At 32.3% G+C, this 19,528-nt stretch carries 21 protein-coding genes and 2 tRNA genes; 15 read left to right on the top strand and 8 right to left on the bottom strand.

Features of this window, described 5'->3' with window-relative positions:
- Nucleotides 1-42: 42 nt before the first annotated feature.
- The 4 genes from rpsT to proS form a co-directional block, all read right to left on the bottom strand.
- Entirely contained in the window at nt 43-294 is a 252-nt protein-coding gene (rpsT, locus tag AC3VI6_RS08045) for a 30S ribosomal protein S20 (protein ID WP_028891217.1), read from the bottom strand.
- Between the two features lie 35 nt (nt 295-329).
- Nucleotides 330-401, bottom strand: a tRNA-Glu gene (locus AC3VI6_RS08040).
- Nucleotides 402-512: 111 nt separating this feature from the next.
- Nucleotides 513-584: transfer RNA gene (locus AC3VI6_RS08035), tRNA-Glu, on the bottom strand.
- A gap of 76 nt (nt 585-660) precedes the next feature.
- A complete protein-coding gene (proS, locus tag AC3VI6_RS08030) occupies nt 661-2,139 on the bottom strand; it encodes a proline--tRNA ligase (RefSeq protein WP_497705799.1) in 1,479 nt (492 codons plus the stop codon).
- 146 nt (nt 2,140-2,285) lie between these two features.
- Here proS and AC3VI6_RS08025 point away from each other — a divergent pair, with 146 nt between their 5' ends.
- From AC3VI6_RS08025 to porT, 5 genes are all read left to right on the top strand, one after another.
- Nucleotides 2,286-3,608 (top strand): hypothetical protein, encoded by a 1,323-nt coding sequence (locus tag AC3VI6_RS08025; RefSeq protein WP_497705798.1) that lies wholly within the window; start codon nt 2,286-2,288, stop codon nt 3,606-3,608.
- Nucleotides 3,609-3,625: 17 nt separating this feature from the next.
- Nucleotides 3,626-4,978 (top strand): OmpP1/FadL family transporter, encoded by a 1,353-nt coding sequence (locus AC3VI6_RS08020; protein WP_497705797.1) that lies wholly within the window; start codon nt 3,626-3,628, stop codon nt 4,976-4,978.
- 99 nt (nt 4,979-5,077) lie between these two features.
- On the top strand, nt 5,078-5,971 hold the full coding sequence (locus AC3VI6_RS08015; RefSeq protein ID WP_497705796.1) for a NifU family protein: 894 nt from the start codon (nt 5,078-5,080) through the stop codon (nt 5,969-5,971).
- Nucleotides 5,972-5,997: 26 nt separating this feature from the next.
- A complete protein-coding gene (ubiE, locus tag AC3VI6_RS08010; protein WP_408034751.1) occupies nt 5,998-6,726 on the top strand; it encodes a bifunctional demethylmenaquinone methyltransferase/2-methoxy-6-polyprenyl-1,4-benzoquinol methylase UbiE in 729 nt (242 codons plus the stop codon).
- A 1-nt stretch (nt 6,727) separates the two neighbouring features.
- Nucleotides 6,728-7,423 carry a type IX secretion/gliding motility protein PorT/SprT gene (gene porT, locus AC3VI6_RS08005; RefSeq protein WP_497705795.1) on the top strand — a complete coding sequence of 232 codons (696 nt, stop codon included), beginning with the start codon at nt 6,728-6,730 and terminating at the stop codon, nt 7,421-7,423.
- Nucleotides 7,424-7,707: 284 nt separating this feature from the next.
- On the opposite strand, the gene AC3VI6_RS08000 is transcribed toward porT, so the two are convergent.
- The 3 genes from AC3VI6_RS08000 to AC3VI6_RS07990 are packed head-to-tail and all read right to left on the bottom strand — an operon-like array spanning nt 7,708 to nt 9,321.
- Nucleotides 7,708-8,526 carry a mechanosensitive ion channel family protein gene (locus AC3VI6_RS08000; protein ID WP_497705794.1) on the bottom strand — a complete coding sequence of 273 codons (819 nt, stop codon included), beginning with the start codon at nt 8,524-8,526 and terminating at the stop codon, nt 7,708-7,710.
- A gap of 25 nt (nt 8,527-8,551) precedes the next feature.
- Complete coding sequence (locus tag AC3VI6_RS07995; protein ID WP_274633731.1) at nt 8,552-8,746, bottom strand: hypothetical protein; 195 nt, start codon at nt 8,744-8,746, stop codon at nt 8,552-8,554.
- A gap of 5 nt (nt 8,747-8,751) precedes the next feature.
- Entirely contained in the window at nt 8,752-9,321 is a 570-nt protein-coding gene (locus tag AC3VI6_RS07990) for an RNA polymerase sigma factor (RefSeq protein ID WP_497705793.1), read from the bottom strand.
- A 209-nt stretch (nt 9,322-9,530) separates the two neighbouring features.
- Between AC3VI6_RS07990 and AC3VI6_RS07985 the strand changes: the two genes are divergently transcribed.
- Together AC3VI6_RS07985 and rpe are read left to right on the top strand one after the other, a co-directional pair.
- Nucleotides 9,531-10,394, top strand: coding sequence for a sigma-70 family RNA polymerase sigma factor (locus AC3VI6_RS07985; protein WP_028891227.1), 864 nt, complete (start codon nt 9,531-9,533; stop codon nt 10,392-10,394).
- A 147-nt stretch (nt 10,395-10,541) separates the two neighbouring features.
- Nucleotides 10,542-11,198 carry a ribulose-phosphate 3-epimerase gene (gene rpe, locus AC3VI6_RS07980; protein ID WP_274633729.1) on the top strand — a complete coding sequence of 219 codons (657 nt, stop codon included), beginning with the start codon at nt 10,542-10,544 and terminating at the stop codon, nt 11,196-11,198.
- Nucleotides 11,199-11,227: 29 nt separating this feature from the next.
- Here the strand turns inward: rpe and AC3VI6_RS07975 are convergent, their stop codons facing one another.
- Nucleotides 11,228-11,647: a CBS domain-containing protein gene (locus AC3VI6_RS07975; RefSeq protein WP_497705792.1), complete on the bottom strand. Its 420-nt coding sequence runs from the start codon at nt 11,645-11,647 to the stop codon at nt 11,228-11,230.
- Nucleotides 11,648-11,790: 143 nt separating this feature from the next.
- On the opposite strand from AC3VI6_RS07975, the gene AC3VI6_RS07970 reads away from it, so the two are divergent.
- From AC3VI6_RS07970 to AC3VI6_RS07935, 8 genes are all read left to right on the top strand, one after another.
- Nucleotides 11,791-12,423: a Crp/Fnr family transcriptional regulator gene (locus AC3VI6_RS07970; RefSeq protein ID WP_497705791.1), complete on the top strand. Its 633-nt coding sequence runs from the start codon at nt 11,791-11,793 to the stop codon at nt 12,421-12,423.
- Between the two features lie 65 nt (nt 12,424-12,488).
- Nucleotides 12,489-13,481, top strand: a complete 993-nt coding sequence (locus AC3VI6_RS07965; RefSeq protein ID WP_497705790.1) for a c-type heme family protein — start codon at nt 12,489-12,491, stop codon at nt 13,479-13,481.
- Nucleotides 13,482-13,501: 20 nt separating this feature from the next.
- Entirely contained in the window at nt 13,502-13,801 is a 300-nt protein-coding gene (trxA, locus tag AC3VI6_RS07960) for a thioredoxin (RefSeq protein ID WP_299006124.1), read from the top strand.
- A 73-nt stretch (nt 13,802-13,874) separates the two neighbouring features.
- Nucleotides 13,875-15,203, top strand: a complete 1,329-nt coding sequence (locus tag AC3VI6_RS07955; RefSeq protein ID WP_497705789.1) for a cytochrome ubiquinol oxidase subunit I — start codon at nt 13,875-13,877, stop codon at nt 15,201-15,203.
- Between the two features lie 3 nt (nt 15,204-15,206).
- The gene (cydB, locus tag AC3VI6_RS07950; RefSeq protein ID WP_497705788.1) at nt 15,207-16,283 is read left to right on the top strand and encodes a cytochrome d ubiquinol oxidase subunit II; all 1,077 of its coding nucleotides are present in this window, start codon (nt 15,207-15,209) and stop codon (nt 16,281-16,283) included.
- 122 nt (nt 16,284-16,405) lie between these two features.
- A complete protein-coding gene (locus AC3VI6_RS07945; protein ID WP_497705787.1) occupies nt 16,406-16,933 on the top strand; it encodes a DUF2202 domain-containing protein in 528 nt (175 codons plus the stop codon).
- Nucleotides 16,934-17,053: 120 nt separating this feature from the next.
- Nucleotides 17,054-18,367: a TolC family protein gene (locus AC3VI6_RS07940; protein ID WP_497705786.1), complete on the top strand. Its 1,314-nt coding sequence runs from the start codon at nt 17,054-17,056 to the stop codon at nt 18,365-18,367.
- Nucleotides 18,368-18,387: 20 nt separating this feature from the next.
- A complete protein-coding gene (locus AC3VI6_RS07935; RefSeq protein ID WP_497705785.1) occupies nt 18,388-19,464 on the top strand; it encodes an efflux RND transporter periplasmic adaptor subunit in 1,077 nt (358 codons plus the stop codon).
- Nucleotides 19,465-19,528 lie beyond the last annotated feature (64 nt).

The raw sequence follows: 19,528 nt of genomic DNA, 5'->3' as shown, positions 1-19,528 counted from the left end.
TAAAATCGGGGCGTTTTTAACTATTAACTAACCTTAAAACTCTTATAAAGCTGCAACATGCTTAGCCAACTTTGACTTTAAGTTTGCTGCTTTATTCTTATGAATAATGTTGTTCTTTGCTAACTTATCTAACATAGATACAACAGTCGAAAACATTCCTTCTGCTTCCTTCTTATCTTCTGTAGCTCTTAATTTTCTAACAGCATTACGTGTAGTTTTATGCTGATATTTATTTCTTAAGCGCTTCGCTTCGTTACTTCTGATTCTCTTTAATGCTGACTTATGATTTGCCATTGTACTAAATTCGTTAATTGTTTATAAAAAACTCGTAGTCCGTACGGGAATCGAACCCGTGTTACCAGGATGAAAACCTGGCGTCCTAACCCCTAGACGAACGGACCAAAACAATCGTTCTGATTGCGGGTGCAAATATACAACTCTTTTTGTTATTTGCAATAATTTTTATCTTTTTATTAGTTTTATTTTTACTCTAAAACTAGCTTAAGAACTTGTAGTCCGTACGGGAATCGAACCCGTGTTACCAGGATGAAAACCTGGCGTCCTAACCCCTAGACGAACGGACCAAAACAATCTATTTTGCGATTGCGGGTGCAAATATAAAAACTGTTTTTTATTACACAAAGCTTTTTTTTATTTTTTTTAATAAGCCTTGGCAAAAAGCACTCTTTTAGTAGATGGTTTCCCTGTAAACACACACGCTCCCTCCTCTTCTTTAGCGTCGTTAGGAATACATCTTATCGTTGCTTTTGTTAATTCTTTAATGGTATCTTCTGTTTCAATAGTACCATCCCAGTGAGCAGAAACGAATCCTCCTTTGTTTTCTATCACATCTTTAAACTCATCGAATGTGTTTACCTCTGTAATATGATCGTTTCTGTAGTTTAGCGCTCTTGTATATAAATTCTCTTGGATCTCTTCTAATAAGTTCGCTACGACATCTACTACCTCTTCTCTAGAAACTGTTTGTTTTTCAAAAGTATCACGACGTGCAACCTCAACTGTACCATTTTCTAAATCACGAGCTCCCATAGCAATTCGAACAGGCACTCCTTTTAATTCGTATTCTGCAAACTTAGCTCCTGGTCTAAAAGTATCTCTATCGTCAAATTTTACTGATACACCTTTAGCTCGTAATTCATTTACAATTACATCTACCTTTTCAGAAATAGCGTCTAATTGCTCTTCTCCTTTATATATGGGAACGATTACTACTTGGATTGGCGCTAACTTTGGAGGTAATACTAAACCTGCATCATCAGAGTGTGTCATAATCAACCCACCTATTAATCGAGTTGATACCCCCCATGATGTTGCCCATACATATTCTTGTTTCCCTTCTCTTGACGTATACTTTACATCAAATGCCTTAGCAAAGTTCTGACCTAAGAAATGTGATGTTCCTGCTTGTAATGCTTTTCCATCTTGCATTAACGCTTCAATAGTTAAGGTGTCATCAGCTCCTGCGAAACGCTCACTCTCACTTTTTGCACCTTTTACCACTGGCATTGCCATGAACTCTTCAGCAAAAGTTGCATATACTTCTTGCATTTGCTTTGCTTCTGCAATTGCTTCAGTTTTTGTAGCATGTGCTGTATGACCTTCTTGCCATAAAAATTCTGCGGTACGTAAAAATAAACGTGTACGCATTTCCCAACGTACCACATTCGCCCATTGATTTATTAATAATGGTAAATCTCTGTGTGATTGAATCCATCCTTTATAGGTATTCCAAATAATTGCTTCGGAAGTTGGACGCACTACTAACTCTTCTTCTAACTTTGCTTCAGGATCTACACGAAGTTTCCCTTCTCTTTCAGGGTCATTCTGCAAACGATAATGTGTAACTACCGCACACTCTTTTGCAAAACCTTCAGCATTTTTCTCTTCAGCTTCAAACAAACTTTTGGGAACAAAAAGAGGAAAGTATGCATTTTGATGTCCTGTTTCTTTAAACATTCTATCTAACTCTTTTTGCATGTTTTCCCAAATTGCAAATCCGTAGGGCTTAATTACCATACATCCTCTAACCGCTGAGTTTTCAGCTAAATCAGCTTTGACAATCAATTCGTTATACCATTTCGAGTAATCTTCGGCTCTTTTTGTTAAATGTTTGCTCATATTCAAAAGTTTGGCATAAATATTGTTATTTTTTATGCGTAAATTGTGTCTGCAAAACTACATTAAATAAGGTAACAAGCCCAACAAAGAAATTAATTTTTGCTGCTCAATAAAAAATAATTTGCATTAACTAAAAACATAAGGCCATGAAGTTCCAATACGCCAACACCAAACTTCCTCTTTTTATTCTATCGCTTTTTACGGTAGCAACATTCGTTTCTTGTGGATCTGCACAAACAACTGTTGGTTACGATGATGGAATTTATGCCGACGACATTGAACAACCACAACGTAGAATAATTATTGCCGATGATAGACAATATGATGATTACGAAGAAAATTACTTTACCAAAGAAGTTGAACGTTTAGGTACTTTAAACGGAACAGATATTTTTACAGATATAGAAAACTACAAATCTGAAAATGCTGATTATTATGAAGAGGAAGATATTTACGAAGAAGAACCTCAAACAAGAATTACTTATAATGACAATGAGCCTTGGGGCTATAGCAGCAATAGTGATGTAGTTATAAACATCAACACATATCCTAGATGGGGCTATTACAATGATTGGTATTGGGACTCTTATTATGGTTATGGATACAACTACTACAGACCTTGGTGGAGACCTCGTTATTATAACTATTGGGGGTATAACCATCATTGGCACCCTTACCATTGGAACTCTGGATTCTATGTTGGTTTAGGAGGTGGTTATTATGGTTCTTACTGGAATTCTCCTTACTACGGATACAATTATTACAGACCTTATTATTACAACAGATACTATAACAATAATTACTACAGACCTTATAGAGGTGCTAACTACTATAGAAACAACCGAGTAGCTTCAAGCTCTAGAAGAGGATATACGACTAACCGTAGAGGAACTACTGCTTCAAGACGTTCATCTGATGTTTATAGAAGAAGTAACGACAGAACTTATCGTAGTTCTAGAAATACTCGTTCTACAAGAGATACTAGAGGTTATAACACAAGAAGCAACAGATCTAACGACAGAACTATAAATCGTTCTACCAGAACAAGAAGTTACAATTCTAGCGGAACTCGTTCTAACGGAAGTTACAGAAGCGTACCACGAACCACCAGAAGCTCTAGAGGGCATGCTGTAAGAAGTAATAATAATTCTTACAACAGAAGTACAACCAGAAGTACAACCAGATCTACAAGAAATTCTAGAAGTTATAACACTAACAGTAGTGACAGAAATAGATCAGTAAAAAAATCTACTCCGACAAGAAATTCTCGCAACTACACTAGATCTAATAACCGAAGTAAAAAGGAATATTCTTCTCGAAACAGTAATACTAGAAATAACAGAAGCTATTCAAGATCTTCTAACAGCTCTTCTCGTAGTTATTCTGCACCATCTAGAAGTTCTCGAAGTAATTCTTCTGGAAATAACTCAAGTTCAAGAAGCAATAACTCAAGAAGTCCTAGGAGATAATTTTAAAAAATGAACACATGAAAAGAATTTTAGCTTTAGCAATTGGTATTGCCAGTACGTTTACTGCCTATTCACAATATTTAAACTACAATGATTTAGGAGTTTTATTTTCTAAAGACGACAACTACGGAACTGCTCGTTTCGAAGCTATGAGTGGTGCTTTCGGAGCATTAGGAGGCGATATTTCTTCCTTCGGAATTAACCCTGCAGGTAGTGCTGTTGCTATTAAAAGTACCTTTGGAGTTACTTTAGGTAATAGAAACACAGAATACACCTCTAATTACTATGGAAATTCTACGAATACAGAAGATGATTTTTTCAACATAACGCAAGCTGGTGGTATTTTATCTTTTGATTCTGCACTTAACTCTGATTGGAATCGTTTTGCGCTGACTTTTAATTACCGAATCAAAAAAGATTTTAGCGGATTCCATGCAGCAGAAGGTAATAGTCAATATTTAATTTATAACGAACATGTTGCTGATCCAAAAGCAATAAAAACTCAGTTTGATAGAAGTATCAATCAATACAACTCTAGTTATATTGACGGAAAATCGAGTGTATTTAGTTTAGGATTTTCATCTGTACATCAAAACAAACTACATATTGGTGCATCTTTAAACTTTCATGACATCGAATTTTACAGAGAACATTTGTTTAATGAAATAAATGATGATATAGATGGCAATATTTTAGATGTAGAAAATTATACCGAAAGTTATATACAAGGAACAGGTTTTTCAATCGGTTTAGGATTCATTTACAAACTCGACCAGAATATTAGACTTGGTTTAGCTTATGAAACACCTACATGGTATCAAGAAGTTTTAGAAGATTATTATGATGAACTTTATATGGATAGAGTTGAAGACTTAAACATTTCTGAAGATCTTGACATTATTGGCCCTGAAGCATATTTATATAAGTTCAAAACCCCTAGCAGATTCACCGCAAGTGGAGCTTATGTAATAGGTAAAAAAGGATTAATTAGTGTAGACTACACTTATAAAGATTTTAAAAACATAAAGTTTAGCGACGGAGACTTTTCGAGCACTAACGCTAGTTTTACTCACGATTACAGAAATACTCATGCTTTAAATATCGGTACCGAATGGCGCTTTGATAACATGAGCGTACGAGGTGGATACCATTACGAAAAAGACCCTAATTTACTTTTAGGGGGTAATACTGACGACGATAATATACAAGGTTTCTCTGCTGGATTAGGATATAACTTTGGCAATATGAAGATTGACTTAAGTTATACCAAATCTAACAACAAAGAATATTATACAATTTACCAAAACAGTGATTTAGCTATTAAGAATAATACCTCAAGAATTTCAGGAACTGTAACATTCAGTTTATAATTCTTGAAAATACCATATAAAAAGTCCTGCATAAAGCAGGACTTTTTATATATCCATATCTCAGTTTTTTACCTTAATTTTGCTCCTTATTTACAACTTATGAGTTCTATCAAAATAAACATACAAGAAACCAATAACGAAACCATCTTAAAGTTTGTTAGCAACAAAATTTTAGTAAACGGTGGTAGTTATGAATACAACAATATTGACGAAGCTAAAAACTCACCTTTAGCTCAACAACTTTTTTATCTTCCATTTGTAAAAAAAGTATTAGTGACTGCTAATTTTATAGCAATTCAACGATACGATATCGTACAATGGGATGATGTTAAAGAAGAAGTTAGAGAACAAATTGAAGCTTATATTCAAAGTGGAGACCCTGTAGTAAAAGAAGAGACTACTAAAAAGGATGCTATTGAAGTATATGCAGAAGTTACTCCGAATCCAGCTGTAATGAAATTCGGAACTAACAAGGCGTTAACACAAACTGATGTTGAATTTACAAATATTGAAGAAGCTAGTAAGTCTTCTCCTCTAGCCCAAGCCTTATTTAACTTTCCTTTTGTAAAAGAAATTTTCATTTCTGAAAACTATATTTCTATTACAAAATACGATATGATTGAATGGAATGAAGTTTACCAAGAGGTTCGTACATTTATTCGCAACTTTATTCAAGAAGGTAAAGAAATCATTACTGAATTACCAAAGCAACAAACAAAACAAAACGTTGAAATTCCTAAAGAGAATTTAACTGATGTTGAAACTAAAATTGTTGATATTCTAGATGAATATATCAAGCCTGCGGTAGCTTCTGATGGAGGAAACATTGCTTTTCAGTCATACGACGCAGAAAGCAAACGAGTAAGCGTTATTTTACAAGGAGCATGTAGCGGATGTCCGTCTTCAACAGTAACCTTGAAAAATGGTATTGAAACCATGCTAAAAGAAATGCTACCAAATCAAATTAACGAAGTAGTCGCTATTAACGGATAATTTCACCGTAAACCATACAAAAACACATGTCTGAAAACATCAAACCATATAAAGATTCTGAATTAGGAAAGAAAGAGCAAGTTGCTAAAATGTTTGACAATATTTCTGAAGATTATGACGGATTAAACCGTGTTATTTCTTTTGGAATAGATGTTAGCTGGCGTAAGAAAGTAGTAAAATTGGTAGGAGAAAATAATCCGAAACAAATTTTAGATATCGCTACTGGTACTGGTGATTTAGCCTTAATGATGTCTGAATTAAATCCTGAAAGAATTGTTGGTTTAGACATTTCTGAAGGAATGCTACAAGTAGGTAGACAAAAAGTTGCCAAAGCCAACTTATCAAACAAAATAGAAATGGTTGTTGGCGATAGTGAAAACATCCCTTTCCCTGACAATACTTTTGATGCTATTACAGTTTCTTTTGGTGTTAGAAATTTTGAAAATTTAGATAAAGGTATAACCGAAATACTTCGTGTACTAAAACCTGGGGGTAAATTTGTGGTGTTAGAAACCTCAAATCCAACCAAATTTCCTTTTAAACAAGGATACAAATTTTACACGAATTTCATTTTGCCAGTTATCGGTAAACTATTTTCAAAAGACAAAGTTGCCTACGCTTATTTATCTGAAACAGCAAATTCTTTTCCTTTTGGAGAGGCTTTCAACAATATTTTGCAAAAAAATGGGTTTAAGAATGCAAAGAATATACCTGTAACCTTTGGTGTTGCATCAATTTATACCGCTTTAAAATAGTATGTTAAAAAGGCTTTTACTTTTCGGATTTTTCGCAGTTTCTATTGCTGCTCAAGCTCAAAGAGAAAAAATATTAAAACTTCCTAGTTTTGATAAACCTCTTTTTCACTACGGTTTTTATTTAGGAGCCAATAATAATGGTTACAAAATAGGCTACAAACCAAGTAGTATTAACAATCCCGAAATTGAAGTAGAGTCGTCTGTTGGGTTTAATGTTGGTTTAATTGCCGATTTAAGACTTCACAACAACATAAACCTACGTTTTGAACCTGGTTTAATGTCTAACACCAAAACATTACGTTTCAATCATATATCTGGTCCAGAAAATATAACTACGCGTGAAGTTGGTGCTACATACTTACATATGCCTTTATTATTAAAATTTAGCACAAACAGACTTAATAACATGAGACCTTATGTGATAGGTGGAGTTTCGTACGATCATAATTTTTCAAGCAACGAACGTAATACTGATGATAATTTTGCTGGAGAATTTAGAACAACAACCAACAACTTTATGTACGAAGTTGGTATTGGAGTAGATTTTTACTTAAGTTACTTTAAATTTTCTCCTTCAATAAGAGGTGTTTTTGCTATAAATAACGAAGTTAAATACGATAACAAAGCTTCTCAGTGGACAGATCCTATTAATTACTTAGGAACCAGAGGTGTGTTTTTACACTTAGCTTTTGAATAAAATTTTACGATAAATAGTAACTAATATAGAAAATGCTAACAGAATTCTGTTAGCATTTTTCTTAAGGTTAAATAGAAATCCCCCAAAATCTATTATTCTCTATATGTTTAGATACATTTTATCTGTAAAAGTCACATTACATAAAATAAAAAAAGGTCACTTTCGTGACCTTCTTTCATAAAGATTTCTCTTTATTATTAGATAGAAGTCCCCCGAAATCTATCGTACTGTAAAAACATTGTTTTTTAGCTAATCCAAAGATATAAAAAAATGTTAATTTTTTACTAATTTTTTATAACTATTTTGTTATCTACCACATCTTTAATTGGTAAAATAACCTTCCCATCTACAGTAGCAATGGTTACACAAATATTATCTATAGCAACAACAACTCCTTCAACATCATTAATAATAACCTTAGATCCTATTTCTATATTTTTTCTAGAATAATAGCCGTAAAGTAATCTAGCAACCGCTTCTTTCGCTCCAAAACCAAAGGCTAAGGTAAAAGCTAAAAGTACCGATCCTATTAATAATGTTACGTTACTTTTTATTACTGAAGTATCTACTCCTGCTTGATCTAACGCCGTAATCGATAAAAAAACAACAATCAAATAAAAAGCTATATTCCCTACCAAGTTTCCTCCTGAAACTTCAAGAGACTTAAACATGGATTGAATTGCTTTTTTTACTACAGTTCCTAAATAGGCTCCTGCAACAAAAATTCCTAAGGCAGTTAATAATTTAGGTAAATATGCAAAAAAACTCTTTATTCCTTCTGAAACGATATGTAACCCAAACATTTCAGCTCCTACCATTACAAAAACGAAAATTAAAAACCACTTTAACACAGCTAAAATCACATTGGTTAATACAATATTTATTGTACTATCACCAAAAATTTCTGTTTTTCGTAGTTTTTTAGACCATTCATCAATTTTAGTTTTTGCTAGTGCTTTTCTTACCACGTATAAAAACACTTTTATTACTAACCATGAAAGAACAACAAAAAGAACAAACATGGCTATCATGGGCAGCGTGTTTATAATCTCTTGAAAAATATCTTTAAAAGGCTGTAAAATATCTATTTCTAAAAAATTCATAACTAGTATTCTATATTTGGTTCAATTAATTAGTCTCGTCTTTTTTTTCTTTCGCTTTTCCTCCTCCTACTAAATCGATGATGGTGCTCGGATATTTAACAACAAATAAGTCAGCCATGTCTATGGATAGTTTTATCATTGCCACGTCATTAAGCACTTTACTTTTAAGTACTTCGGGCAACTCTTCGTTATGTAATATTTTTTTGAACGGATTATCCATAATTATTACAATTCATTATACGCTTTTACTACTTTATCCTTTGCTCTTTTTAAGCGCATTTTTACTGCACTCTCTCCTAATTCTAATCCTTCAGAAATATCTTTTATGCTCATTTCATCTTGATATTTCATTAATAAAATCATTTTTTCTGAAGGAGAAATCATTTCGAGTGCTTTAGCTAATTTGTCTGACTTTAACTCGAATAGTGTCGCATCATCAATATCTTCAATATTGCTTTCTTCTTTTATTTCGTCTGTTGCTACAATTACTTTTTCTCGTTTCTTTTCTTTGTCTCTTTGTACGTAGTTTACACAAAAATTGTACGTAAAAGAATATAACCAGGTAGAAAACTTCGATTTTTCTTTAAAAGTTCTCAATTTTACAAATAGACGAATAAACACATCATGTGTTAAATCTTGTGCTTCTTCTTTGCTTGATGAGAAACCATAACATTTGTTATATACCACACCAGCATAACGGTCGTATAAAACAGCAAATAAATGAGTATCATTTTTTTCTACTATTTTACGCACCAATTCTTCGTCGCTTAATATTGTTACATCAATACTTTCCAAGGGGTAGTATAGTTAGTTTTCTTTTAGTTATAGTAGTAAGACACAGTATTTAAAAGAAGGTCACTTACTTTTTCTTTTTTAGCCTACAAAGTTAACCAATACTGAACAATCAAATAAATTATTTCAAAAAAACATCTTTTTTGTAACAAAAGGTTCAACGCTTACGTATAAGATAATGTAGACTGAAATTAAAATACATTTGAAGTAGAATGAGACAACTTAAAATTACAAAACAGGTTACCAACAGAGAAACCGCGTCTTTAGACAAATATTTGCAAGAAATAGGAAAAGTAGACTTAATTACTGCCGATGAAGAAGTAGAATTAGCGCAAAGAATTAAAGCTGGTGACCAAAGAGCTCTTGAAAAACTAACCAAGGCTAACTTACGTTTTGTGGTATCGGTTGCAAAACAATACCAAAATCAAGGATTAACTCTTCCTGATTTAATTAACGAAGGAAATTTAGGATTAATTAAAGCTGCTAAACGTTTTGACGAAACGCGTGGTTTTAAATTCATTTCATATGCTGTATGGTGGATTCGTCAATCTATCTTACAAGCCTTAGCAGAACAATCTCGTATTGTACGTTTACCGTTAAACAAAATTGGTTCTATCAATAAAATTAACAAAATGTACGCTTTCTTAGAGCAAGAAAATGAGCGCCCACCAAGTGCTGAAGAAATTGCTAAGAAATTAGACATGACTGTTAATGATGTTAAAGAGTCTATGAAAAACTCTGGACGTCATGTATCAATGGATGCTCCTTTGATTGAAGGTGAAGATTCTAATTTATATGATGTATTAAACTCAGGTGAATCACCAAACCCTGACAAAACATTATTACATGAATCGTTACGTATTGAAATTAACCGCGCACTAGAAACATTAACTCCACGTGAGGCTGATGTTGTAAAATTATACTTTGGTTTAGGAGAGCATCAACCAATGACTTTAGAAGAAATTGGTGAAACTTTCGATTTAACTCGTGAACGTGTTCGTCAAATTAAAGAAAAAGCTATTAGAAGATTAAAGCATACATCTCGCAGTAAGATTTTAATGACATATTTAGGATAAACCTATATACAATAACAAATAGTTATCATAACTATTCGTTTTTTGATTAATGAATGAAAGCTCTCTATACGAGAGCTTTCTTTTTGGTTTTAATGCACTTAGTTTTAACTATATTTGCATCAAATAACAACACAACAACTTATAGTAATGAAAAAACTTGTAGCCCCATCAATTTTAGCGGCTGATTTTGGAAACCTACAACGTGATGTTGAAATGGTTAACAATAGTGATGCTGATTGGTTTCACATTGATATTATGGACGGTGTTTTTGTACCAAATATCTCTTTTGGAATGCCTGTTTTAAAATCAATCACAAAACATGCTAACAAAACTATTGATGTACACTTAATGATTGTAGACCCTGATCGTTATATTCAAACTTTTGCCGATTTAGGAGCTGACATCTTAACCGTACACTACGAAGCTTGTACTCACTTACATAGAACAATTCAAGCTATTAAAGCAGCTGGAATGAAAGCAGGAGTTGCTTTAAATCCGCATACACCAATCGCTGTTTTAGAAGACATCATCAAAGACTTAGATGTGGTTTGTATTATGAGTGTAAATCCTGGGTTTGGTGGACAGTCATTTATTGAAAATACGTACAAAAAAATTCAACAATTAAAAAACTTGATTGAATTTAGCGAGGCATCTACCTTAATTGAAATTGATGGAGGTGTAACTGACCAAAATGCAAATAAGCTAATCGAAGTGGGTGCTGATGTACTAGTAGCAGGTAGTTTTGTTTTTAGTAGTGATAACCCTACAGATACAATTGAAAACTTAAAAAATATTATAAATTAAAAAAGGAGGCTAAAAAACCTCCTTTTCTTTTAAAATTGTTCTAGTAAAAAGTTAATTAAATCAGTCGTTGTTACGATACCCACCAATTCATTATTATCTACAACAGGCAATGCATGAAATTCTTTTTTTGCTAAAATCTCAGCAACCTCTTTAATAGTTGTATCTGAATTTACGGTTACTAAGTTTTTTGCCATTACTTGGTCTATTGTAAACATATTGTATACCACAGTGTCTACATCTGTTTCATTATCATCAACAGCATCTGCAAAACTAATTCGTAACAAATCTGTATAACTTAACATTCCTTTAATTTCGCTTCCACTTACTACTGGAATATGTCTTATCTTCTCTTTTTTAAATATTTTTTCCGCAGTCATTAAATCATCCGTACTACTTAACGTAATTACTTCTTTGGTCATTATAGCTGAAACTGGAGTTCTTTTTTTCATTTTACTATAGTTTTATGTTATTAACTATTTCAAATTTCAGTATTAAATTCAACTAAAAAACTGATTAAAATCATAGATTAACTACTATTTTATGTATATCTAAAGTGTAAATAATTACCTATTTTTACAAAAAATATTTTATCTTGATTGAAGACTTACAGAAATACTACGGGTATTTATTTGAAGATGCATTATTAAAAGAAATAGCTGATGTTGGCATAGCAAAAGATGTAAAAGCAAATGATGTAATTATTGATATAGGAAGCTACATTACCTCTATACCTCTACTTTTAAGTGGTGCAATTAAAATCTTACGTGAAGATAAAGAAGGTGACGATCTCGTTTTATACTATATTGAAAAAGGTGATACTTGCGCCATGACGCTTTCATGTTGTATGGGTGAAACTAAAAGTAAAATAAAAGCGGTTGCAGAAACTGATGTAAAACTTTTAATGATACCTAAGCAAAAAATGAGTGAATGGCTTAGTAAATATAAAAGTTGGCAAGAGTTTATTTTACATAGTTATCATAGTAGACTACAAGAATTTATTGATGCTATTGATACTATTGCTTTTCTAAACATGGATCAACGTTTGTTAAAGTATTTAAAAGATAAAGCTCTAGTAAACCAAAACGAAACAATTAGCGTAACACACCAACAAATAGCTAACGACTTACACACCTCTCGAGTTGTTGTATCTAGACTTTTAAAAGCGTTAGAAAAAAAAGATAAAATAGAGCTGAATAGAAATCAGATTAAAGTGTTAGAACTTTAACCTTGTAACTTAAGTTACATATTTTATAAGAGAATCGTTCTACCTTTATACTAAATATTAGAACGATGAAAAAATTAATAGCCTTACTTACAATTTTATCTATTGTTAGCTGTAATCAAACTAAAAAAAGTGATTACTCTAAAAAAAACACCAAAGACATTACAACTGTAGAAGCTAGTATTCCTCCAGGGAAAAAATTGCTTGAAACAAACTGTTTTGTTTGTCATAATGCTTCTACACCACATGACGAAAGAGTAGCTCCTCCAATGATTGCTATCAAAGCTCATTATCTTAATGCAAATACTACGGAAGAAGAATTTACTAAAAATTTTGTAAGTTTCGTACTAAACCCTACAGAAGAAAGCGCTAAAATGAGAGGTGCTGTTAAACGATTTGGACTAATGCCGTATCAAAAATTTGAAGAAGAAGACCTTAAAAAAATAGCTGATTATTTGTACAACTATCAAATTGAAGAACCTAGTTGGTTTAAAGAACATTGGGAGTCTAAACAAGGTAAAAGCTATATCAATTCAGGTAGAAAAGTAAGCAGTATTGAACCTGACAAAACTCCAGAAGAAATTGGGCTAGAATACGCCATGGAAACCAAAAAAGCATTAGGTAAAAACTTAATGGGAGCTATTCAAAAACAAGGAACTTTACACGCTTTACAATTTTGCAACGAGCAAGCTTACAAATTAACCGATAGTATGGCTACGAAGTTCAATGCTACAATCAAAAGAGTTTCTGATAAACCTAGAAACCCTAACAATGCTGCTAACAAAGAAGAATTAGAGATTATTGAAGGCTATAAAAAAGTGGTAAGTAACAACGAAACTATCAAACCCGTTACGAAACAGGTAGGAAGCACAACACAATTCTATTATCCAATTATAACGAATAACATGTGCTTACAATGCCACGGAACTCCTAAAACACAAATAAAAACCGAGACTTTGCAAGAATTAGCTCTTTTATATACTTCGGATAAAGCGCAGGGTTACGATGTAAATCAAGTACGTGGTATTTGGAGTATTTCATTTAACAACAACAGTAAATAATTCATTTAAAAATTAAAATTATGGGAAGATTTTCTGAAATAATTAAAGGAAACAAACCTGTTTTGGTAGATTTCTTTGCCGAATGGTGTGGTCCATGTAAAATGATGGCTCCTATATTAAAAGAGGTAAAAGAAGATTTAGGAGAAAATGTTATTATTTTAAAAATAGACATTGATAAAAATCAACAAATAGCCAATACCTACCAAATTAGAGGTGTTCCAACCTTTATGCTTTTTAAAGAAGGCAAACTATTATGGAGACAATCAGGAATGTTATATAAGAACGATTTGATTAGTATTATTAATAGTCATGTGAAATAATATCATTATTTTTATTCCTCCTTATTGCTACTAAAAACGTTCTTATTTAATAACCTCATAAACAATCTTCGGTATGGAAGACATGCTCTTTTATGATAGAATGCAGTTTGCTTTCACTATTACTTTTCACTACTTATTTCCACAATTAACAATGGGACTATCGTTAATGATAGTCTTCTTTAAATGGAAATTTTTAAGAACTAAACTTGAAAAATACAACGACGCTGCTAAGTTTTGGATGAAAATCTTTGCTTTAAACTTTGCCATGGGAGTTGTTACTGGGATTCCTATGGAATTTCAATTTGGAACTAACTGGGCTAAGTTCTCTGAGCTCACTGGTGGTATTATAGGTCAAACATTAGCTATGGAAGGGATGTTTTCTTTCTTCCTAGAATCTTCCTTTTTAGGATTGTTTTTATTTGGTGAAAAAAAGCTAGGACATAAACTTCATTTTTTAACTGGATTCCTTGTCTTTTTAGGCTCTTGGGCAAGTGGCTTTTTAATCATTGCGACACATTCTTGGATGCAAAATCCTGTAGGCTATGAAATACTAGCCAATGGTAAATTTGTACTAAATAACTTTTCAGCCTTGTTCTCAAATCCATGGTTATGGCCTTCTTATTTACATAATCAAGCAGCTTCTTTGGTTACTAGTTCTTTTGTAGTAGCTGGTATTGGAGCTCTATACCTTTTAAACAAGAAGCACTTAGAATTTGGAAAATTATTTTTAAAAACTGGAGTTGTTTTTGGTGTTATTGCTTCTATTTTGGTTGCTTTTCCTACTGGCGATTTAGCCGCTAAAAATGTTGTCAAATATCAACCTATAACCTTTGCTGCTATGGAAGGAATATTTGAAACAGAAAAAGGAGGCTCTGAAATAGTATTAATTGGACAACCAAATATGCTGGAGAAAAAATTAGACAATAAAATTGCTGTTCCTAACATCTTAAGCTTTTTAACCTATCAAGAATGGAATGCTGAGATTAAAGGACTCAATGAGTTTGATGAAAAAAACTACCCAACAAATATACCGGGTTTGTATTATGCATATCATATAATGGTGGGATTAGGAACTATTTTTATTGCTTTGATGCTAGCTAGCATTGTTCAATTATTTAGAAAAAAGTTATATGATACAAAGTGGATTTTATGGTCATTACTCTTCATGATTCCATTTCCTTATATTGCTAACACCACTGGTTGGTATACTGCTGAACTAGGTCGTCAACCTTGGTTAGTTTATAACTTATTACGAACATCTGCTGGAGCATCTCCTACAGTATCATCAGGAAACACTTTATTTACTCTTTTAGGGTTTATAGGTTTATACTTACTATTAGGAATGTTATTTTTAATTTTAGTTGGAAAAATCATTAACAAAGGACCTCAAACAACACGTTAAGTTATGGAACTATTTTGGTATGTAGTATTAGTTACAATGTTAGCCATTTATGTTATTTTAGATGGTTATGATTTTGGCGCAGGAATTATTCATTTATTCTTTGCTAAAAAAGAAGAGGACAAAAAAAAGGTTGTAAAAGCAATAGGCCCTTTTTGGGATGCGAACGAAGTATGGTTAATCGCTGCAGGTGGTGTTTTATTTTTTGCTTTCCCTACTTTATATGCTTCTTCATTTAGTGGTTTTTACCTCCCTTTAATGATGGTTTTATGGTTACTAATTTTTAGAGCTATTGGTTTAGAGCTTCGCGGACAAATACATAATAGGATATGGGAAAGTATTTGGGATAAAGCTTTTGGAATTGCCAGTTTACTTCTTGCCTTATTTTTTGGAGTTGCATTAGGAAATGTCGTACGTGGTGTTAATCTAGGAAATGTAGTAGATGGTGTTTCTACTCATGAAGCACATTACTTTTTCCTCCCTTTATGGAATTCGGAATTCTCTCCTCATTCTGAAACACTTGGAGTTATAGATTGGTTTACTTTACTTCTGGGAATTATTGCAGTGGTATCACTAACTATCCATGGTGCTAATTGGGTTATTTTCAAAACTAATGCTAGTATTAACAACCAACTAAAAAAGGTTGTTTTTACTCTTTCTTTTGTTTTATTAGGTTTAGTAATTATTTCATTAATCGCTTGGCATGTTATAGAGCCTAAACCATTTCATAATTTCATAGAGCATCCTTTTTTATGGATTTTCCCTCTGCTAACTTTTGTAGGGTTATTTGGTTTATTCAACGTAAAAAAGCACAAAAAACACATCACTGGGTTTTTATATTCTTCTTTGTTTTTATTAGGAGGTTTGGCAACTACAGTCGCTTCAATTTTCCCTAAAGTTTTACCTTCAACCAATAACATAAATCCCGATTTAACAATTTATAATGTAGCTGCTAACGAGTATGGTTTGTCCGTAGGTTTAAATTGGTTTTTTATAGCTGCCATACTAGTAGTTGCTTATTTTGTTATTCAGTATAAAGTTTTTAAAGGAAAAATGGATGATGTAGACTATGGTGAGCATTAGTCTAGTTCTTATACTTAACTAAATAAAAGACATTCTATTAAAACCTTACTCCTATGTAACTAAAGTTGCAGACTACAGCCTACACAATATTTAAATTAGTATATAATTTAAAAGCTGTTATTATGAAAACTTTAAATACAATAGGCTTGATATTCTTATTACTTTTTTCAAGTATTAGTAGCTCTTGCCAGAATACAAACAATACCGATCTTACTCTTTCTCAACAAGAAAAAAACGAAATGCTTTTGATGTTAGAAGAAGAAAAATTAGCTTTTGATGTTTATAACTTCCTTAATGAAAAATGGAACCTACGTGTTTTTGGAAACATCAGTCAAAGTGAAGAGCGACATATGAACGCCATGAAAGGTTTATTACAATACAATAATATTGCCTTTACCTTAAATAAAGAAAGAGGTATTTTTAAAAATTCTGAACTTCAAAAGTTATATGATGAATTAATAAGTAAAGGACAAAAATCTAAACTAGATGCACTTGAAGTAGGTAAGCTAATTGAAGAAAAAGATATTGAAGATCTACAGTTAGCTATTAAGAACACCAATGATGAATACAGTATAAATGTATATACCAATTTATTAAACGCTTCATACAATCACTTAAACGCATTTAACAGAAACATTTCCAAGTATTAGTTGATTTTTAATTGTTAGTAAATAACGTCTAGACTTTTGTTTAGGCGTTTTTTCATTGTAACATTAGTTACTGACTACTGTGTTTTATGCCACTAAATTTGCTGTAACAAAATAGTTAAGATGAAAAAATCATATGTTAGTTTATTTATAGTCGCTTTTTTTATGGCTACTACTATAAAAGCTCAAACTAAAATTTCCATTTCAAAAGGTGAAGTTTTAAAAAGAGTTCAGGAAAATAACACCTCTTTAAAAATATCTGAACAAAACTATCAGCAAGCACGTGCCGATTATAAGCAAACCAATACTGTGTTCTTGCCAAATATTACTGCTTCTCATACAGGAATTGTAACTACGAATCCATTAATGGCATTTGGTAGTAAGTTGAATCAAGAAATTTTAACGCAAGCGGATTTCAATCCTGATTTATTGAACAACCCAAAGCGAACACAAAACTTTGCTACTAAAATTGAAGTACAACAACCTTTAGTGAATTTAGATGGTATTTACCAACGTAAAGCTGCTAAAACTAAAATGGAAGCAACCAACTTGCAAACGCAACGTACTCAAGAATATTTATTACTTGAAGTAGAAAAAGCATACATGCAATTACAATTAGCTCACAAGGGAGTTTCAGTATTAGAAAAAGCCTTAAAAGCTGCGGAAGCAAACCAACAAATGGCAGAAAATAGTTTTAAGCAAGAGTATTTGCAACGTGCTGACGTATTAGCGGTTGAAGTTCGAGTTACCGAAGTAAAAAATCAATTACAAACAGCAAAAAGCAATGTACTAAATGCTTCTAACTACTTGTCTTTTTTAATGAATGAAAAACAAAACAACATTTATGAACCTTCAGATAGTTTACAAGTACGCTTAACCGATCAGTTAGCAGATATTACTATTTCTGAAAATCGTTCAGACATTAAAGCCATGGAGTTAGCTTCTGAGGCTTATCAAAAAATGCACAAAGCCGATAAGATGGATTTCCTCCCTCGTTTAAATGCTTTTGGTAGCTACGAATTGTATGATGATAAAATTTTCAATGCAGATGCTAGTGGATATGTAGTTGGAGCACAATTAACTTGGGATATTTTCAAAGGTTCTAAACGCTACGGAAAAGTGCAAAAAAGTAAAGCTCAGTATGAAAAATCAAGATTAGAATACGAGCAGTACAAATCTAAAAGTCAATTAGAATTAAATAATACTAAACGATTGTTAACTGATGCTGAGGAACAGTTAAAACTAACCGAGTTAGCCTTACAACAATCGGAAGAAGCCTTACGAATCAGAAAAAACAGATTTAAAGAAGGGTTAGAAAAAACATCCGATTTATTAACCGCTGAAACGCAATACGCTCAAAAGCAATTAGAATATTACCAAACTGTATATCAATATAATTATACCAAAGCTTATTTAGATTTTTTAACTAAAGAATAATCAACAGTAAAAACGAACAAATGAAGACTATATATACAATCGCTCTTGCCGCATCATTTTTAACAATAAGTTGTGGCAAAAAAGAAATAGCCAATAATACTAATAACAAACCAGCAGTTGCTGTAAAAGTTGCTAAAGTAACGGCTAACGATAACAATCCGTTTATCACTGCAAGCGGAAAAGTGGAAGCTACCAACAGTGCTGAATTAAGTACTCGTATGATGGGTTATGTAACTAACATACACGTAAAAGTTGGTGATAAAGTAAATAAAGGTCAATTATTATTATCTATCAATAACAGCGATTTACAAGCTAAGAAAGCACAAGTAGAGGCTAACATTATTAAAGCGAAAGCAGGATTTTCAAGTGCTGAAAAAGATTACAATCGTTTTAAAAACTTATTTGAACAAAATAGCGCTTCTCAAAAAGAATTTGACGATATCACTGTTCATTACAATGTTGCTAAAGCGAATTTAGAAGCAGCAAAACAAATGAGAAACGAAATCAATTCTCAGTTTGCCTATACTAATATTAGAGCTCCATTTTCAGGAGTGGTAACTAACAAATTTATCGATAAAGGTGCCATGGCGAATCCTGGAATTCCTTTAATTTCTGTTGAAGGAAAAGGTGGATTTGAAGTAACTGCGTTAGTACCTGAAAGTGAAATTTCTCAAATTAAAAAAGATACAAAGGTTGATATAACAATTAAATCAATCAACAAAACAGTTACAGGTAACGTATCGGAAGTTAGTACCTCTGCAAAAAATACTGGTGGACAATACTTAGTTAAAATTGACCTAGATAAAACAGACATAAAGTTGTTATCAGGAATGTTTGCAACGGTACAGTTTCCTGTTGAAAAAACACAAAAAAGTACTGACATGGTTTTAATTCCGTCAGAAGCTTTAGTACACAAAGGACAACTATCAGGAATTTATACGGTAAGTCAAAGTAATACAGCTGTGTTGCGTTGGTTACGCTTAGGAAGAACTTTTGGAGATCAAGTAGAAGTTTTATCAGGTTTATCAGCCAATGAAAGTTATATCGTTTCTTCTGAAGGTAAACTTTACAACGGAGCGAACATTACAATTCAATAAAATCAATTTGAAAATTTGAAAATGACTCAATCACCCCATTTTCAAATCATCAAATCAACAAATT

It is taken from the genome of Tenacibaculum sp. TB-56, assembly GCF_059716275.2.
The sequence above is the reverse complement of the archived record's forward strand: the minus strand, read 5'-3'. Positions and strand labels throughout refer to the sequence as shown.

Bases quoted from the DNA above. Each gene is read 5' to 3' on its own strand.
- rpsT (WP_028891217.1), bottom strand. From the start codon at position 294: ATGGCAAATCATAAGTCAGCATTAAAGAGAATCAGAAGTAACGAAGCG.
- proS (WP_497705799.1), bottom strand. From the start codon at position 2,139: ATGAGCAAACATTTAACAAAAAGAGCCGAAGATTACTCGAAATGGTAT.
- AC3VI6_RS08025 (WP_497705798.1), top strand. From the start codon at position 2,286: ATGAAGTTCCAATACGCCAACACCAAACTTCCTCTTTTTATTCTATCG.
- AC3VI6_RS08020 (WP_497705797.1), top strand. From the start codon at position 3,626: ATGAAAAGAATTTTAGCTTTAGCAATTGGTATTGCCAGTACGTTTACT.
- AC3VI6_RS08015 (WP_497705796.1), top strand. From the start codon at position 5,078: ATGAGTTCTATCAAAATAAACATACAAGAAACCAATAACGAAACCATC.
- ubiE (WP_408034751.1), top strand. From the start codon at position 5,998: ATGTCTGAAAACATCAAACCATATAAAGATTCTGAATTAGGAAAGAAA.
- porT (WP_497705795.1), top strand. From the start codon at position 6,728: ATGTTAAAAAGGCTTTTACTTTTCGGATTTTTCGCAGTTTCTATTGCT.
- AC3VI6_RS08000 (WP_497705794.1), bottom strand. From the start codon at position 8,526: ATGAATTTTTTAGAAATAGATATTTTACAGCCTTTTAAAGATATTTTT.
- AC3VI6_RS07995 (WP_274633731.1), bottom strand. From the start codon at position 8,746: ATGGATAATCCGTTCAAAAAAATATTACATAACGAAGAGTTGCCCGAA.
- AC3VI6_RS07985 (WP_028891227.1), top strand. From the start codon at position 9,531: ATGAGACAACTTAAAATTACAAAACAGGTTACCAACAGAGAAACCGCG.
- rpe (WP_274633729.1), top strand. From the start codon at position 10,542: ATGAAAAAACTTGTAGCCCCATCAATTTTAGCGGCTGATTTTGGAAAC.
- AC3VI6_RS07975 (WP_497705792.1), bottom strand. From the start codon at position 11,647: ATGAAAAAAAGAACTCCAGTTTCAGCTATAATGACCAAAGAAGTAATT.
- AC3VI6_RS07965 (WP_497705790.1), top strand. From the start codon at position 12,489: ATGAAAAAATTAATAGCCTTACTTACAATTTTATCTATTGTTAGCTGT.
- trxA (WP_299006124.1), top strand. From the start codon at position 13,502: ATGGGAAGATTTTCTGAAATAATTAAAGGAAACAAACCTGTTTTGGTA.
- AC3VI6_RS07955 (WP_497705789.1), top strand. From the start codon at position 13,875: ATGGAAGACATGCTCTTTTATGATAGAATGCAGTTTGCTTTCACTATT.
- cydB (WP_497705788.1), top strand. From the start codon at position 15,207: ATGGAACTATTTTGGTATGTAGTATTAGTTACAATGTTAGCCATTTAT.
- AC3VI6_RS07945 (WP_497705787.1), top strand. From the start codon at position 16,406: ATGAAAACTTTAAATACAATAGGCTTGATATTCTTATTACTTTTTTCA.
- AC3VI6_RS07940 (WP_497705786.1), top strand. From the start codon at position 17,054: ATGAAAAAATCATATGTTAGTTTATTTATAGTCGCTTTTTTTATGGCT.
- AC3VI6_RS07935 (WP_497705785.1), top strand. From the start codon at position 18,388: ATGAAGACTATATATACAATCGCTCTTGCCGCATCATTTTTAACAATA.